This window comes from Kribbella koreensis, assembly GCF_039525325.1.
GTDB classification, from domain to species: Bacteria; Actinomycetota; Actinomycetes; order Propionibacteriales; family Kribbellaceae; genus Kribbella; species Kribbella koreensis.
Window position 1 is genome coordinate 249,003 of the sequence record NZ_BAAAHK010000003.1, and the last position, 15,781, is coordinate 264,783.

16 protein-coding genes are annotated in these 15,781 nt (G+C 69.0%); 5 read left to right on the forward strand and 11 right to left on the reverse strand.

What is annotated here, in order from left to right; all coding sequences use genetic code 11:
* Positions 1–64: 64 nt before the first annotated feature.
* From ABD116_RS05040 to ABD116_RS05055, 4 genes are all read left to right on the forward strand, one after another.
* Entirely contained in the window at positions 65–1,096 is a 1,032-nt protein-coding gene (locus ABD116_RS05040; RefSeq protein ID WP_343965283.1) for an alpha/beta fold hydrolase, read from the forward strand.
* A gap of 110 nt (positions 1,097–1,206) precedes the next feature.
* Positions 1,207–3,993, forward strand: a complete 2,787-nt coding sequence (locus ABD116_RS05045) for an ATP-binding protein (protein WP_343965285.1) — start codon at positions 1,207–1,209, stop codon at positions 3,991–3,993.
* 4 nt (positions 3,994–3,997) lie between these two features.
* Positions 3,998–5,005: an SLAC1 family transporter gene (locus ABD116_RS05050; protein WP_343965287.1), complete on the forward strand. Its 1,008-nt coding sequence runs from the start codon at positions 3,998–4,000 to the stop codon at positions 5,003–5,005.
* Positions 5,002–5,664 carry a hypothetical protein gene (locus ABD116_RS05055; RefSeq protein WP_343965289.1) on the forward strand — a complete coding sequence of 221 codons (663 nt, stop codon included), beginning with the start codon at positions 5,002–5,004 and terminating at the stop codon, positions 5,662–5,664. The genes ABD116_RS05050 and ABD116_RS05055 overlap by 4 nt, the downstream gene beginning before the upstream one ends.
* A 60-nt stretch (positions 5,665–5,724) precedes the next feature.
* On the opposite strand, the gene ABD116_RS05060 is transcribed toward ABD116_RS05055, so the two are convergent.
* The gene (locus ABD116_RS05060) at positions 5,725–6,915 is read right to left on the reverse strand and encodes an epoxide hydrolase family protein (RefSeq protein WP_343965291.1); all 1,191 of its coding nucleotides are present in this window, start codon (positions 6,913–6,915) and stop codon (positions 5,725–5,727) included.
* 219 nt (positions 6,916–7,134) lie between these two features.
* Between ABD116_RS05060 and ABD116_RS05065 the strand changes: the two genes are divergently transcribed.
* Positions 7,135–7,587, forward strand: coding sequence for a hypothetical protein (locus tag ABD116_RS05065; RefSeq protein WP_343965293.1), 453 nt, complete (start codon positions 7,135–7,137; stop codon positions 7,585–7,587).
* Here the strand turns inward: ABD116_RS05065 and ABD116_RS05070 are convergent.
* The 10 genes from ABD116_RS05070 to ABD116_RS05115 form a co-directional block, all read right to left on the reverse strand.
* Positions 7,584–8,117 (reverse strand): hypothetical protein, encoded by a 534-nt coding sequence (locus ABD116_RS05070; protein ID WP_343965295.1) that lies wholly within the window; start codon positions 8,115–8,117, stop codon positions 7,584–7,586. The two genes, ABD116_RS05065 and ABD116_RS05070, sit on opposite strands and share 4 nt — an antisense overlap.
* Positions 8,118–8,176: 59 nt before the next feature.
* A complete protein-coding gene (locus ABD116_RS05075; RefSeq protein ID WP_343965297.1) occupies positions 8,177–8,593 on the reverse strand; it encodes a hypothetical protein in 417 nt (138 codons plus the stop codon).
* Positions 8,590–9,969, reverse strand: a complete 1,380-nt coding sequence (locus tag ABD116_RS05080; RefSeq protein WP_343965299.1) for a DUF4331 domain-containing protein — start codon at positions 9,967–9,969, stop codon at positions 8,590–8,592. Before ABD116_RS05080 ends, ABD116_RS05075 begins: the two co-directional genes overlap by 4 nt.
* 10 nt (positions 9,970–9,979) lie before the next feature.
* Entirely contained in the window at positions 9,980–10,252 is a 273-nt protein-coding gene (locus ABD116_RS05085; protein ID WP_343965301.1) for a twin-arginine translocation signal domain-containing protein, read from the reverse strand.
* A 158-nt stretch (positions 10,253–10,410) separates the two neighbouring features.
* Positions 10,411–11,793 (reverse strand): serine/threonine-protein kinase, encoded by a 1,383-nt coding sequence (locus ABD116_RS05090; RefSeq protein ID WP_343965302.1) that lies wholly within the window; start codon positions 11,791–11,793, stop codon positions 10,411–10,413.
* A 47-nt stretch (positions 11,794–11,840) separates the two neighbouring features.
* Positions 11,841–12,383, reverse strand: coding sequence for an EF-hand domain-containing protein (locus tag ABD116_RS05095; protein WP_343965304.1), 543 nt, complete (start codon positions 12,381–12,383; stop codon positions 11,841–11,843).
* A 75-nt stretch (positions 12,384–12,458) separates the two neighbouring features.
* A complete protein-coding gene (locus ABD116_RS05100) occupies positions 12,459–12,872 on the reverse strand; it encodes a hypothetical protein (protein ID WP_343965306.1) in 414 nt (137 codons plus the stop codon).
* 138 nt (positions 12,873–13,010) lie between these two features.
* A complete protein-coding gene (locus ABD116_RS05105; RefSeq protein WP_343965308.1) occupies positions 13,011–13,739 on the reverse strand; it encodes a GAF and ANTAR domain-containing protein in 729 nt (242 codons plus the stop codon).
* A gap of 42 nt (positions 13,740–13,781) precedes the next feature.
* Positions 13,782–14,513 carry an ANTAR domain-containing protein gene (locus tag ABD116_RS05110; protein WP_343965310.1) on the reverse strand — a complete coding sequence of 244 codons (732 nt, stop codon included), beginning with the start codon at positions 14,511–14,513 and terminating at the stop codon, positions 13,782–13,784.
* A gap of 137 nt (positions 14,514–14,650) precedes the next feature.
* On the reverse strand, positions 14,651–15,778 hold the full coding sequence (locus ABD116_RS05115; RefSeq protein WP_343965313.1) for a heavy-metal-associated domain-containing protein: 1,128 nt from the start codon (positions 15,776–15,778) through the stop codon (positions 14,651–14,653).
* Between the last annotated feature and the right edge of the window lie 3 nt (positions 15,779–15,781).

Below are 15,781 nucleotides of genomic sequence, written 5' to 3' on the forward strand. Positions count from 1 at the left end.
GGCCGCGCCAGGCTCGCGACATCGGCAGACACAGCGATCTGTCCCCTGACAAAGGAGTTTCGCGATGAGCAAGTCGCTTTCCCGTCGTGGGTTCGTCACTACGGCCGCAGCCGCCACCACGGTGTCGCTGGCCGGTGGCTGGGCGTCGTCGGCAACGGCCGCGCCCACCCGGGTGCAGGACGGTTTCGGTTCGGTCGGTACCGCTCCGGGGCTGCCGGCCGGATTCACCAAGACGTTCAAGAGCCGGTTCGTCCAGGCCAACGGCATCCAGCAGCACGTCGTCGTCGGAGGTGACGGCCCGCCGCTGCTGCTGATCCACGGCTGGCCCGAGAACTGGTACGCCTGGCGGTTCCTGATGCCGGCCCTGGCCCGTGACTTCACCGTCGTCGCCGTCGACCAGCGCGGTATCGGACTGTCCGAGAAGACCGCAGGCGGCTACGACTCAGCCACTCTGGCCGCCGACCTGGCCGCACTGATGACGAGACTCGGGCACCAGCGGTTCGCCGTTGCGGGCCATGACACCGGCTACATCATCGGCTACGCGCTCGCCGCCGACCACCGTGACCGCGTCGACCGGCTGGTCGTCGCCGAGATCCCCGGGCCACCCGGTGTGGTCGACCCGCTGAACCCACCGCCGCCGCTGTTCCTGCCGGGTTTCCTGAACGACAAGCTCTGGCACATCCCGTTCAACCGGGTCGACGACGAGCTCATCGTGGACATGGTCAAGAGCAACGCGGACGCCTACTACCGCTACGAGTTCTCCATCCAGGGCGGCGGCGCGACCTTGCCGGATCAGGCCATCGACTACTACGTGAAGCTGTACACCCGCGACCGGAACACTCTGCGTGCCAGCTTCGGCCTGTACCGGGCATGGGACGCCACTCTGCAGCAGAACGGAGCACGCCAGGCCAGCAAGCTGACCATCCCGGTGCTGGGCATCGGTGGCGCGAACAGTTGGGGTGGAGCCGCCGCCGGTGGAATCGCCCCCGCCGCGACCAGCGTGCAGTCGCTGGTGATCCCCAGCGCCGGCCACTGGGTAGCCGAACAAGCACCCGCCGCGATGATCGCGGCACTCACCGGATTCCTCACCCCGTAGCCGACCGGCACCCATTGCCAGGCCTGTTTGCCGATGGCAATGTACGGAGCACGGCCCCTGCACCCACTGGCTGGGAGCCGTGATTCTCCGGACGGTGTGCCATGGCGGCGATGGCAGGCTTGCGGGGGCGAGCCAGCGAGTGCGAAGTGCTGAACGGCCTTGTGCAGAACGCACAGACCGGTCACAGCCAGGTCCTGGTCCTGCGCGGTGAGGCCGGCATCGGGAAGACCGCGATGCTCCAGTTCCTGCTCGACCGGGCCTCCGACTGCCGGGTCAGCCGCGCGTCCGGTGTGGAATCGGAGATGGAGCTCCCGTTCGCCGGCCTGCACCAGCTCTGCGCCCCGCTGCTCAATCGTTTGGAAGAGTTGCCGCCGCCGCAACAGGACGCCTTGGCCACCACGTTCGGTCTGCGGCCCGGCAATCCGCCCGACCCGTTCGTGGTCGGCCTCGCCGTCTTGAACCTGCTCTCCGACGCAGCCGAGCAACAACCGCTGGTCTGCGTGATCGACGACGCCCAGTGGCTCGACCACGCCTCCGCCCAAACCCTCGAGTTCGTCGCCCGCCGGCTCCGGGCCGAACCGATCGCCCTCGTCTTCGCCGTCCGTACCACGGACCAGCAGCCCAAGCTGACCGGACTGCCGGAACTCGTCCTGACCGGGCTGACCAACCGCGCGGCGACCGGGCTGCTGGATTCGGTGCTGGTCGGCCCGCTGGACGACCGGGTCCGCGACCAGGTGCTGGCCGAAGCTCACGGCAATCCCCTTGCGCTGCTCGAACTGCCCCGCCAGGTGTCCCGGACCGAGCTGACCTTCGGACCGGACGGCGCCACCCTGACCGGCCGGCTGGAGGAAGGATTCCTGCGCCAGTTGCAGGTACTGCCCGAGGAGTCCCGCCGGCTATTCCTGCTTGCCGCCGTCGAACCCGTCGGCGACGTCGACCTGTTGCGCCGCGCCGCGCAACGGCTCGGCATCGGCCATGTCGCGATCCAGGCGGCCGACGGCGCCGGACTGCTCGAACTACGGCACCGGGTCGAGTTCCGCCATCCCCTGGTGCGATCAGCCGTCTATCGGGCGGCGAGCGAACAGGAACGCCGTACCGCCCACCAGGCGCTGGCCGACGTGACCGACCCGGTCAAGGATCCGGACCGTCGCGCCTGGCACCGCGCCCGCGCTCTCGCCGGGCCGGACGAAGCCGTCGCCGCCGAACTCGAACAGTCGGCCGACCGGGCCCAGAAACGCGGCGGGCTGGCGGCCGCGGCGGCCTTCCTGGCAGCGGCAGCGACCCTCACCCCCGACCCGGCCCGCCGCGCGCAACGCGCCTTGACCGCTGCCCAGGCGAAGGCCGCGTCGGGCGCGTTCGATGACGCGCTCAGCCTTCTGGCGGAAGCTCAGGCCGGACCACTCGACGAGGCCGAAGGCGCGCGGGTCCAGCTGCAGTACGCCCAGATCTCGCACTACTCCCAGCACGGCAACAAGGGCATGCCGCTCCTGCTGGACGCCGCGAGCAGGCTGGAGAACAGCGATCCGAAGCTTGCCCGGGAGACCTACCTGGATGCGCTCGCCGCGGCCATGTTCGCCGGGCGGCTCGCCGACGGCCCCGACACCGGGATGCAGCAGGTGGCGGAGGCGATGCATCAGGTTCAGCTGCCCGCAGAGGCCACCAAGCCCGACCTGCTCCTCCAGCATGTCGCCCGGCTCTACACCGACGGCTACCCGGCCGCCGCGGCCGGCTTGCTCGACGTCGTGAACGCCTTCGGCAGCGACGAACTCACGATGGACGAAGCGGTCCGCTTCGCCTGGCTGGCGGCGTGCGCGGCGACGGATCTGTGGGACGACCTCAACTGGGGCATCCTCACCCGCCGCCACCTGGACGCGATCCGCGGCATCGGCGCGCTCGGCGTACTGCCTGTGGCCCTCAACAGCCGGATCATCTACGACCTCTACAGCGGCGACCTGGCCGAGGCCGAGTCTCTGGTCGCCGAGGCCGCCTGGGTCGCCGAGGTGACTGGTGGCCAGAACGCGATGATCCCGTACGGCGAGATCAGCCTCGCCGCGCTCCGCGGCCGCAGGGTCCACGCCGAGGCCGGCTTCGCCAGGATCCTCGACGACATCGCGGTCCGCGGCGAGGGTGTCGGGCTGAACATGGTCAGCTGGTTCCAGGCGATCCTGTACAACGGCCTCGGCCGGTACGACGAGGCGCTCGCGGCCGCCCGTACCGGCGCCGCCTCACCGCTGGAACTCGGGCCGCCGAAGTGGGCGCTGGCCGAGCTGGTCGAAGCCGGCGTCCGTAGCGGGAACATCGACGAGGCAACCGCCGCGCTCGAGCAACTCGGCACGTTCGCACGGGCCAGCAACACCGACGCGGCCCGTGGCGTCCTGGCGGGACGTACCGCGCTACTGCGCAGCGGAAGCGCCGCCGAGGACTGCTACCGCGAGGAGAGCGAGTTGCTCGCGCGCACCACGCTGCGGGTCGAACAGGCACGTGCCCAGCTCCGGTACGGCGAATGGCTGCTGCGCGAGAACCGTCGCCACGACGCCCGCGACCAGTTGCGTCCGGCCTACGAATCGTTCAGCTCGTTGGGTGTCGACGGATTCGCCGAACGGGCCCGCGGCGGGCTCGTCTCGGCCGGAGACTCCGTCCTCGAACGCTCCCTCGACACACCAGGAGATCTCACCGCCCAGGAAGCCCATATCGCGAGACTCGTCTCGGAGGGACTCACGAACGCCGAGATCGGCGCGGTTCTCTTCATCAGCGCCCGGACGGTCGAATGGCACCTGCGGAAGGTCTTCGCCAAACTCGGCGTCTCCACCCGGCGCGAGCTGCAGCAGCTCAGAGCGGCCAGTGCCGGCACCAGGGGCGTCCCTGGTTCGAAGGAGCGGCACGACGAGCGACGGTGATCCCATGACCACCACCAAAGTGCCTTCTTCGGCAGTACCGACTGCACCCACCGGAAGACCGACGGGGTGGGGAGTGCCGATCGCCCTGTTCTCGATTCCGCTCGGCCTCGCCGGGCTGGGCGGCGCCTGGCAAGCCGCGGCTCAACTCCTCGGGGCGCCGGGCCTGGCGGCCGACCTCGCCTACGCGGCCGCCACCGTCGTCTGGCTGTGCTTCAGTGTGATCTATTGCGTGAGCGCGCTCCGGCACGACCTGGGCAGATTCCACCTGGATCTGCGGCATCCGTTGTTCGGTCCGCTGACCGCCTATATCCCGGTGATCGCGATCCTGCTGATCGCGCACTACGCCCCCGACCTCGGTGCGGCGGCGCGCTGGCTGACCTTCGCCGCGGTGGCCGCGCTGGCGATCAACGCCGCCGCGCTGGTGGCCCACTGGCTGAACGCTCCGCTCGACGCGGACGCGCTGCACCCGGGCTACTTCCTGCCGGTCGTCGCCGGTCCGTTCATCGCCGGCATCGGGCTGGCCGCCGTCGCCGAGATGTCCGTCGCCGTTGCCGTGTTCGGCATCGGCATCTACTTCTGGCTGCTCCTCGGAGCCGTCATCACCGGTCGGCTGTTCTTCGGCTCGGCACTCCCCCAGCCCTTCAAGCCGGTGCTGTCCATCCTGCTCTCACCGCCTGCCACGGCGAGCCTGGCCTGGTTCGCGATCAAGCCCGGACAGCTCGACCAGGTGCAGGCAGCGATCGGGGGCATCACCTTGTTCACCCTGCTGATCCAGCTGTTCTTCCTGCCCGACTACCTGCGGCTGCCGTTCAGCTCCCAGCACTGGGTCTTCACCTTCCCCCTCGCCGTCCTGGGCAACCTCGGCGTCCGCTGGACCGCCGCCCTCGACTTCACCGGCTGGCGGCCGGTCGCCTGGACGATCCTGGCCTTCTCCACCGCGGCGATCCTCGCCATCCTCGGCGGCACCCTGCGCGATCTCGTCCGGAAACTCACCGCGGGCAGGTCAGCGTGACGCCACCGCGGTCCCTGACCGAGGTCGAAGGGCTCGGGTCACCGCACGTCCAGTTCCTCACCACCGAACACTGGAGTCTGCTGGCCACCCGGAGCATGACCTGGAGCGAGATCTTCAGCCGGACCGGCACCTACCTCACCGTACTGTCGGCCACCGTCATCGCCTTGTCGCTGGTGGCCAACGCCAGCGGCTTCGGATCGGCCTTCCTGACCTTCGCGTTGCTGGTGCTGCCGGTCACCCTGCTGATCGGCCTGGGCACGTACTTCCGGCTGATCGAGGCAGATGTCGAAGACTCCTGGCTGGTGATCGGGATGAACCGGCTGCGGCACGCCTACCTCGAACTCGCACCGGAGCTCGAGCCGTACTTCGTCGCCGGCCACCACGACGATCCGCCGGGCATCATGACCACCTACAGCTTCCGCAACCGGGTCGGCCTTTCGCACTGGCTCTCGGGGTCGCCCGTCGTGGTCGGCATCATCGACGCGGTGGTGGTCGGCGTACTGGCCGCAGTGATCTGTGAAGCCGCCGGCGGCGAGGCCGCACTTCGTACCGTGGTCGGCGTTCTGGCCGCTGCCGCCGCCACCGTGCTGCTGGGTCTTCTGGGCTACCGGAAGATCCGCGAGGTGACCCGCGACTACGAGCCGCGCTTCCCGGGCTGACCTGCTGGCAGGAAGAAGCCGATCGAGGGACTTGCCTCGATCGGCTTCTCTTCGTTCGGATCAGGGCTGCTGCATCGGGCGGAAGGCGGCCCGTACTTCGGTAGCGAACAGCTCAGGCTCCTCCCAGGCGGCGAAGTGGCCGCCGCTGCCGACCTCGTTGAAGTACTCCAGGCCGGGATACACCGTCTCGGCCCAGCTGCGTGGCGCGGCCCAGATCTCACCGGGGAAGGTGGTGAAGCCGACCGGAACCTGGACGGGTGGCGGGGTGTGACCGGCTGCCGCTGCGAGGAACTGTCCGAACTCCCAGTACCAGCGGGCGGCCGAGGCGCCGGTACCGGTCAGCCAGTACAGCATGATGTTGTCGACGATGGTGTCCCTGGTGAGGCCGCCGGTCGGCTGCTTGTCGATGAACGCCTGGGACATCTTGTAGTAGCTGTCGGTGTCGTGGTCGAGCATCCAGGCCGCCAGCCCGATCGGGCTGTCCAGCAAGGAGTATCCGATCGTCTGCGGGCGGGTCGACTGCTCGAGGAAGTACCCGAAGCCGGTCGCCGTGAAGGTCGCGAGCGCCGCATGCGCCGCGCGCTCCTGCTCGGTCTCGGCCGGCAACTGGTCGACGATGCCCAGGGCTGTCGCGAGCAGATTGACGTGGATGCCGAGCAGTCCTTCAGGTCCCATCCGGCCCATCGCGTCCGTGACCGCGGCGCCGACGTCGCCGCCCTGGGCGACGTACCGGGTGTAGCCGAGCCTCTTCATCAGCTCCGCCCAGGCGTGCGCGATCCGGCCGTTCTCCCAGCCGAGTTCGGCCGGCTCGCCGGACAGGCCGTAGCCCGGCAGCGACGGCAGTACCAGATGGAACGCATCCTCGGCCCGGCCGCCGTACGCGGTCGGATCGGTGAGCGGACCGACCACGCCGAGCAGCTCGACGACCGAGCCGGGCCAGCCATGCGTCATGATCAGCGGCAGGGCGTTCTCGTGCGGCGACCGGACGTGGACGAAGTGGATCTCGACGCCGTCGATGTCGGTCGTGTACTGCGGCACCGCGTTCAGTCTCGCCTCGAACGCGCGCCAGTCGTGATCGGTGGTCCAGTAGCGGGCCAGCTCCTGGACCGTCGCCAGCTGCACACCCTGGGACCGATCCGTGACCAGCTCGCGGCTCGGCCAGCGAGTGGCGGCGATCCGGTCGTGCAGGTCGGTGATCGCTTCTTGCGGCATCGCGAGCCGGAAGGGACGGATTGCGTTTTCGTCGGGCATGGTTCCACCTGCCGGGGAGGTTCGGCCGGCGCGGGCTGCGCCGGGTCAGTCCGCTCAGCGTCGCGCGCCCCCTCGCCCTTCGCGCCAGTGTGATCCCCGGCCCACGCCCGGGTCCCCCTTGCGAGGAGCTCGTCGCCCTCTCCCCCGTGTACGTTGACCACCCGACCCTCCACCAACAACGGAACGCTGACACCGATGAGAGAAGACTGGTTACGGCCCATGTCCGGCGTCGAAACGCTCTCGGTGCCGGTCCGCCGGGTTCGCCGGGTGTTCTATCTGACCGGCACCGCGCTGTTCGGCGGCTTGGTCGGATACCTTGTCGCCGCCGGCAGCAACGACGACTACGTGCGGCTTGGCTTCCACATCGGCGTGGCAGGGCTGGCCGTCTATGCGTTCGAGGCGGTGCGGTTGTACTACGGGATCCTCACCGGCCGGTCGAAGCTGACCATCGGCCCGCGGGGCATCACGTTGGGAGATCGCCGGATCGACTGGGCGGACATCCAGGACATCACGCTGCGGCCGACCTCGCCGGTACTGGGGTATCTCGCGTTCGGGCCGCCGTCGGTGCGGATCCAAGGACGTAAGGCGTCTCAGCGCATCGACGTCACTCGGGATCATGTCAAGGATCTCGAAGGCTTTGCCGCCTGGCTGGAGAGCGTCCGGCAGCGCTAGGAGCAGCGGCCGGGGCGGAGGGTATGGCGGGGGCCCATTTCGCGGGCGTAGTGGCGGAGACCGGAGCGGTACTCGATCCGGATGCCGGTGAGGCGGGCCTCGCCGAGCGGGTCCGGGCGATGAACGTGCACGACCAGCTTGGCGCCGGCCGACTTCGCGAGCTGGGCGCCGACCGCGAGGGTGGGCGTGCCGTTCTCACCGTCGAACGGACCGTTGCCGAAGGCCCAGCCGGTCTTGCTGCCGCTCGACGAATTCGCGCCTTCCGGCACCAGCAGGGCTCCGTCATTGTCGACACCGTCCGGACCGGTGAGCGAGACGGCGGTGATCGTGATGGGGTCTGAGCCGGTGTTCGTCAGCGGCAGGTTGCCGATGGTCGCGTCGGCGGTTTCGCCGACGCTCAGGCAGACGGCGTCGCCGAGTACGTTGCCGCTCAGTGGGCCGCCGTCGCGGCGTAAGGCGAAGTACCAGACTCCTGCCCCGACGACCAGGGCCCCCGCGGCGATACCGGCGACCAAAGTTCTAGCACCCATCTGATCCCCCAGTTCATTGCGTGCTTGTGGTCAGACGGTATCGCCTGCGGGGGTCCGGGTCAGGTCGGCCAGTCGGCTTCTGTGACGTGTCCGCCGGCTACGTCGACGGTCACGTGCACGGGGCCGTCGGGCAGCAGGTACAGCTCGTAGCTGCCCTCCGGTACGTCGAAGAAGACTGCCGAGTGGACCAGCGAGCCGTCCGGAGATGGCCGCGGGACAACGGCCACATGCGGAAATCCGGCTCCATGGCCATGACCGTGCCCATGGCCGTGTTCAGCGCCATGGTCGTGACCGTGCTGATGGCTGTGGCCGGGTGCGACCATGTTCTCTGCCGTCCAGCCGATCGGGCGGCGTTCGATCTCGGTGTCGTCCAGGGCGGCCGGCATCGTCAGGACGATCGCGCCGACGCCGTCACCGATGTCGAGCAGGACCGAAGAGCCCTTGCCCGCGTGGGGATTCTCCTCCGCGTTGCTCATGACGCGGCCGGTACGCCCGGCTTGCTCTGGTAGCCGCCACCCGGCGTACCGAGGTACGGGAACACCTTGAGGTAGTCGGAGTTGGTGTTCGACGTGCCGTCCTTGACCGCCGACGCGGCCCCGTCCGGCGTGAACGACGGATCGACCAAGGGGATCGTCAGCCCCGCGACCGCCCGGATCTCCACCGTGACGACATCGTCGAAAACCCTTCGCCCGTTCGGGAAACCGGCCGCGTCACCGGCCACCAGCCCGAGCGGATTCGGCGACTTCGACGGCGGTACGGCGACGTTCAGCCGTAGCATGTCCGCCTGCACCGGCCCGGTGTAGTTCTGGAACCCCGGTACGACGCCCTTCGGGATCCCCGTCAGCAGAATCGCCGCCAGATCGGCCCGCGGCTTCTTGTACGCCGCCAGGTTCGGGAACACCCCCGGGTACAGCACCGGCAGCAACCCAGCCAGCTCAGGCTTGGTCACGTACTGCGCGTACTTCTTGTCCTCCGACGGCGGCCGGCTGTTCCATTTGTCCTTCTCCGCCATCGGCACGATGACCTCGTTGAACAACGGGTTGCCCAGCCGCGACACCTGCTTGTGCGGCCCGTGCCAGTGCGAGACCCCGAGCAGCTCGTCGAAGATCTTCGACTGCTGGCGACTCGCGGTCGCGTAGACCCCGATGACCGACTTGGCCGACATCACGTCCGTGGGCCTCTTGCCGTCGCGGGTCAGATCCGAGATCGGCACCTGCAGCGCGATGGTGTGCACGTTCGAGCCCTGCAGCCCGTTGACGCCGACGGCGGCCGCCGACGGGATCAGGTGCGCCGCCTGGAACGGACGCAAGGTGCCGAGGTCGAAGATCGACCCGAGGTCCGCGAAGAACCCGTCGGCGCGCTGGCCGGCGAACACCTTGCGGTCCTTGCCGATCGTGTGGATCGCCTCGCCCGCGAGCTTGGCGTAGTTCGGCGTACTGCGCACGCCCACGTTCACCGGCGGCGCGGCCAGGTCGCGCGCCAGGGTCCGCGACCGGCCGTGCTCGACCCGGGTGACCGAGTAGTACTGCGGCCGGTTCCAGGTCTTGTCCTTGATCGAGGTGATCGGGCCGGTGTTGTACAGGAACGTCTTCTTGTTCCGGATCTCGGCGTGGAAGCGGAACTGGTAGCTGATGTCCGCCTTGCCGGTCCCGGAGTTGGAGATGTGGATCTGGTAGAGCACGTCGTCGCCGAACTCGTAGAAGTTCGGGCCGCCGAACGGGTTCTGGAACGGGATGAAGTTGGCGATCAGGGTGACCGTGTCCGGCTTGTCCGGGCTGACGAACGCGTAGACATCGGTGTTGTCGGCGACCGGGTCCTTGGAGATCTCCGGTGCTTCGCGATGCGATGACATGTCCCGCTCCTCAGGCCGTGGTCACGCCGGCCAGCCGGGTGGCCAGCTCGCGATCGATGATCGAAACCTCGCGCTCGCCGACCAGGATGGTCAGCTCGCCCAACTTCACGTCCTTGACGTGGACGACGAACGACTCGGCGTTCGCCAGGTCGGCCGCCTCCAGCTGGGGCGCGGCGTCGGCGGGCTGGTCGCCGAAGATCTTCGGCGCCGCGACCGCGCCGACCGCGGCTGCCGTCCCCGCCCCCGCGAAGACCAGAAAGCCGCGACGTGTTGCGTCACTCATGACTGTCCCTTCCCTCTGTCTGCCCTCACATGCGAATCAGTCGCATGTGCTGTGATCTGGATCACAGGTTGCAGTCGAGGGACATTCGGGGCTGTCCTGCGGGCGGATGGGTGCCTTCGGTGTTTATCCCTTGGCGGCGGGTGCGCCGGCCTTCGGCACTACCCCTTGGCGGGCGGGGTGGCCGACGACGGCGGGGGCGTCGAGGGGTTCTCGGGTGGCGGCGTGCTCGAAGGGGCGGTCGTCGGCGCGGACGTGGCCGGGGTGGTGGGTGCGGTGCTCTGCGGCGGCTTGGTCGACGTAGGCGTCTGCGTCGGCGCGGTTGTCGTCGGCGTACCGGAGGACGGCGGCGGTGTGGGCGTGTTCTGGCTGGACGGGGTCTGCGACGGCTTGGCCGTCGTGCTCTGCGTCGACTGGTTCGTGGTGCGGGTCTGGCCCGGTCCCGAGGTCGACGGGTTGGCGGGTGCGGTCGGCGTACCGGAGGTGACGCCTGGGCCGGGGCCGACGTTGTTCGTCTCCGGCAGTTGGGGATCGTTGTTGTTGAGCAGGACTACGGCCAGTACTGCGGCCGCGGCGGCGAGGAGCGCGATCCCGCCCGCCAGCAAAGCCTTCTGCCGCGTCTGCCAACCCGAGGGCGGTGGCGGCGTCGGTGTGACCGGAACAAGCGGTGTCGTCTCGACCGGAACCACCGCGGCACGAACCGTCGGTGCGACCGCTGGGGCGACCATCGCCGCGGTCGCAAGGGCCGGCGTACGGAGGAAGCCGCCCGCGATCTCCTCAGCAGTCGGGCGTTCGGCGGGCTCCTTGGCGAGCATCCGGAACAACGCGGTCTCGAAGGCGCCCGCGAGCTCGGGCCGGGTCGCGCTCGGCAGCGCCGGCTCGGCGTCCACGTGCTGGTAGAGAATCGCGGCCGGGTGCTCGCCCGCGAACGGCGGCTGACCGGTGAGCAGCTGGTAGAGCACACAGCCGAGCGAGTACACGTCCGACGGGGTGCCGGCCTGTCCACCGCGAGCCCGCTCCGGCGCCAGGTAGAGCGCGCTGCCGATCAGCTGCCCGGTGGCGGTCAAGGCGGTCGCTTCATCGGCCCGATGCGCGATCCCGAAGTCCGCGACCTTCACCGTTCCGTCGGGTGTCAGCAGCAGGTTGCCCGGCTTGACGTCGCGATGCACCACGCCCTCGCGATGCGCCGCGGCCAGTCCCAGCGCGGCCTGCTCGATGATGCCGATCGCGTGATCCTTCGGCAACGGTCCGTGTTCGGCCAGCTCACCGGCCACCGTCCGCCCGTCGACCAGCTCCATCACCAGGAAGAACTCGTTGCCGTGCTGGCCGAAGTCGTAGACCGCGACCACATGCGGATCGTTGAGCTGAGCCGCCGCCCTGGCCTCCCGATGAAAGCGCTCCACCGCGCTCGGATCGCGATCGGACGGCAGCATCAGCTTGACCGCGACCGGCCGCCCCAACTGCTCGTCGACGGCACGGAACACCTCCCCCATTCCGCCACGCCCGAGGGAAGTACCAAGTCTGTATCGCTCCGCTACCAGCACTCACCCATCCGTACCCCACGACGCAAACCCCAACCGGTCAACCGTCGCTAACTGGTCTGGTACGGACCGAACATCCACTGGGAAGGGGACGCGGGGTCGTCGCCGCGCCAGAAGCCGGACCACAGTTCGCGGAACTCGTCGCGGGACAGGTGGCCGTCGCGGTTGAGGTCGAGCTTCGGGAACACCTCCTCGGCACCGTCGGCGGAGCCCTTCCAGGCGTACACGACCTGCTGGTGCTCCGCCGCCGCGATCCGGTCGTCGCCGTTCTCGTCGATCGCGTCGAACATCGCCTCCGCCGTCGCGTAGACGGCGTCGTCCATCGCCGGCAGCTGATCGACCACCGTCATCAGCTCGTCCAGCGACACCTTGTCGTCGTGGTCGGCGTCGGACATCGTCGAGATCGCCGACCACCAGCCCATCATGATCGCGCGCATCCGCTCGTGGTCCTCGGTCCCCGGCTGCCAGCCGCGGATCCCGACCCAGCGCTGGGTCAGCGCCTCGAAATCGGACTCCTCGAGAAAGCCGTTCCGGTCGGCATCCATCGCCTCGAACACCCCGGCCACCTTGCGCCGCTGAAACTCACTGGCCATTCGCCCGCCCCTTTGCGCCACACCTCGATCACACCCCGTGACCGACCCCAGTGTGTGACCGCGGTGACCGGCTGGCTACCCCGAACTATTCCGGCTCTCCACCGAATCTTTTCCGCTGAGGATCTGCGTCACGGTCGCCGCCGGTACTTCGAGGAGGAAGGCCACCCCGTGCTCGTTCAGCCTGCCCCAGGTGGTCAGCGCCAGCGCGAGCTCTTCGAGCTGTTCAGGCCCCGAAGGCCGCGGATCGCAATGGAAGTACAGGCGCTGGGCGAGTTCCTGCCGAATCCCGGTCGCGGACAGCCCATGCGGTAGCGATGCGGGGTGGGCCGCGCAGACGACCGCCGAGACGGACTCTTCCGCCCGCCGCTGGTCGCCGGTCAGCACGAGCGCCAGTGACAGCAGGCCGACCCCGTGCTGCTGGAAGAGGATCGCGGCTGCGGAGCACCGCTGACTGCCCAGGCTTCCATGCCCGGAATGGGTCTTCAACATAACGCCCTGCCCCCTGGAATCGACACTCGCTGAGTGCCGCCGGGGTCTTGGGCAGCAGTTCGGAACGATCGGATGAACCGGTCCCCCCGATCCACACCTCAGTGTGCGCTCAATATCTCCTCACGTACAGCGACGCCGTCAGTTCTGACCGTGGTTCAGCAGTTCGGCCTCGACCGTTCCGTCGATGACGGCCGCCGCGACGGTGGCCAGCGGCCGCTGGTTGCGGCGGGCGTACGCGCGCATCAGGGTGAACGCCTCGTCGACGGTGACACCGGCCCGCTCGGACAGGATCCCCTTGGCCTGCTCGAGCACGATCCGGCTGTTCAGGGCCGATTGGAGCTGCTCGGCCAGCAACTGGCCCTGCCGGACGGCACGCTCCTGCAGCAGTCCGACGGTGGCGATGTCGCACAGCGCCTGCGCAAGCTTCACCTCGGTCGGCCGTAGGGTTGCGGGCTCGCGGCAGAACAGGTTCAGGACGCCGACGACCTGACCGCGCAACCGCAGCGGCAGCGCATGAGTACGCCGGAAACCCAGCTCGGTCAGCGCCGCATGGAACCTCGGCCATCGCTGCTTCGCCTCGTCGGGGCCGACATTCACCACCGGCTGGCCGATCGAGTAGCAGTCCAGGCACGGGCCCTCGTCGTTCTGCAGGGCGAACAGCTCGAGAACCCGGGCCTCGGTGGTGGTCGAGGCCATCACCTGCAGGATGCCCCGGTGATCGGCCAGGATCAGGCCGGCCGCGTCGGCCGGCAGCAGTTCGACGCTCCGCTCGCACAGCGTGTGCATGAGGTCGATGACATCGAAGTCGTCGACGAGTGTGTCGGCGAGCTCCACGAATACTTCGGCGAGGCGCTGTTCCCTGCTCATCGCGTGCTGCCTTTCCGGACCCGCTGGGACCGTTTGTCGATGTCATTCATCATGCTCGTCCTCGGGGTGAAAGGTCACCCGATGGGCGACCACGTCTGCCGCGAGTTCCCGCAGTGGCCTCCCGTCGGCGTACGCGCGGGCCCGCAACAGCAGGAGGGCCTCGTCGAGACCCACCGACGCCTGGACGGTGACGATGCCGGTGGCCTGATGGATCTCCCGGTGGTCGTCGGCCGCGTCGACGAGGTCCGGATGGAGATCGCCCGGCGACGTGGCGTGCTGCAGATCCAGCAGGATCGACGACGCGGCCGCCGCATAGTCGAGCGCTTCTTTGAGTTGCAGTGCTTCCAGCGGTCCCGGCGTATCGCGGTACAGGTCGAGTACGCCGAGCCGGATGGCGCCGATCTGCAGCGGGAAGGCGAAGACGGCGGCAACCCCGGCCGCGAGCGCACCGGGGACGAAGCCCGGCCAGCGGGCGGTCTCCTCGGTCAGGTCAGGCAGTAGGACCGGCCGGCGTTCGTGGAAGGCGTTCAGGCACGGTCCCTCGCCCAGGGTCTGCTGCAGGTCCTCGAGGACCGCTGCCGGTCCGTCCGTCGAGGCCAGCGTGCCGCCGTGGCCGCGTGCGGTCATCAGTGCGACTCCTGCTCCCGTGATCGGTACGGCGCTGACCGCCGACGCGCACAACCTGGTCCAGACCGTGGCCCCATGGGCGGTCCGGTCCGGCTGGTCGAAGGCGAGCACCTCGAGGAGGATCTGCCGCACACGGAGCGAAGCCACTGCCTGAGTCCTGTCCCGGCCGGTACTCGCGCGCCTAAACAAGGAGGACCACGGTTGCGCAGTCTCGACGTCGCAGCCCCCACGATGCCTGGCTCAGGCGCGTTTGGGAATCCTGCCGCGCCGCGTCTCGGTCCCGATCAGGACGCAACCGCCGTGATCACCGTGTAGCCGCGGTCCCGGATCGCGTCGAAGCAGCGCTCCCGGACGTCGGCCGACGGGAACGCCGCGACCACCCTCTTGGTGTCCAGATCGATCTCCGACACCGTTACCCCGTTGCTCTGCAGCACCTTGGTGATCGTGCTCGTGCAGTGCGAACACGTCATGTCCGGTACTTCGAACACCTCGCCGGCAGGACTGCTCATCGCGACCTCCTGATCACTGGTGATCTCCACCCCGTCGACCAGCCGGGCGAACGTCTCGACGAAGGTGTCGACGACACCGGGCAGCAGCGTGACCCGACGGCCGTCGACGGTCGCCGGCATGTTCGCGAGACACCGCGGCTGCTCGGTCAGCGACCCGTACTGCCGCAGCAGACCGGCATCCTCGGGATCAGGCGAGGCGATGACCGCGTCCTTCATGGCCCGCAGCATCCTGGTCGTCTCCGCGGTGTACCGGGTTGTCCCGTCGGCCGGCGCGACCGGGATCATGCCGCGCCGGAACGTAGACGACTGCAGCCCCCAGAACCACGTGTTCGCCACCACCGCGAACAGCCCCGAGTCCCGCAGTCCACGAGCGAACTCCCCCGGGGTCCGGTACCGCGTCCGATCGGCCAGATACGCATGCTGCACCAGCGCCCGCGCAGTCGTCTCCAACCCGACGCTGAGGATCTCCACCGGATCCCGATCCGTCGTGGTCGCCGTCATGACGGCGATCTCGGCGGCGTCCAGTTCGTCGACCACCGCGTCGGCCAGGGCCCTCCGAAGTACCAGCACGGTCTCCCGCGCAGCGATCGGCACGATCGGGCCGAATCCACCCGGACCGCAGTGGGCGACGTTCAGCACCCCGTCTGTGTCGTGCCACATCACCCGGTGAGTCGCGCTCGTGACCAACTCCGGGGGGCACGGCCGCATCCCGCTCTCGAGATAACTCAGCTGCGCCCTCGTCAGGTGACTGCCAGGCGCCGGCGTCAGCGGGGTCAGCTCCGGTTCGACCCGGTACGGCGAAGCCGGAAACCAGCGATCCGGCTGCAAGTCGACGTCGGCGAGCACCCGGGCCAGGAGCTGCGCCGCGGCCGACCGATCGTAGTGCGCTACGTCCGGCAGCATGCT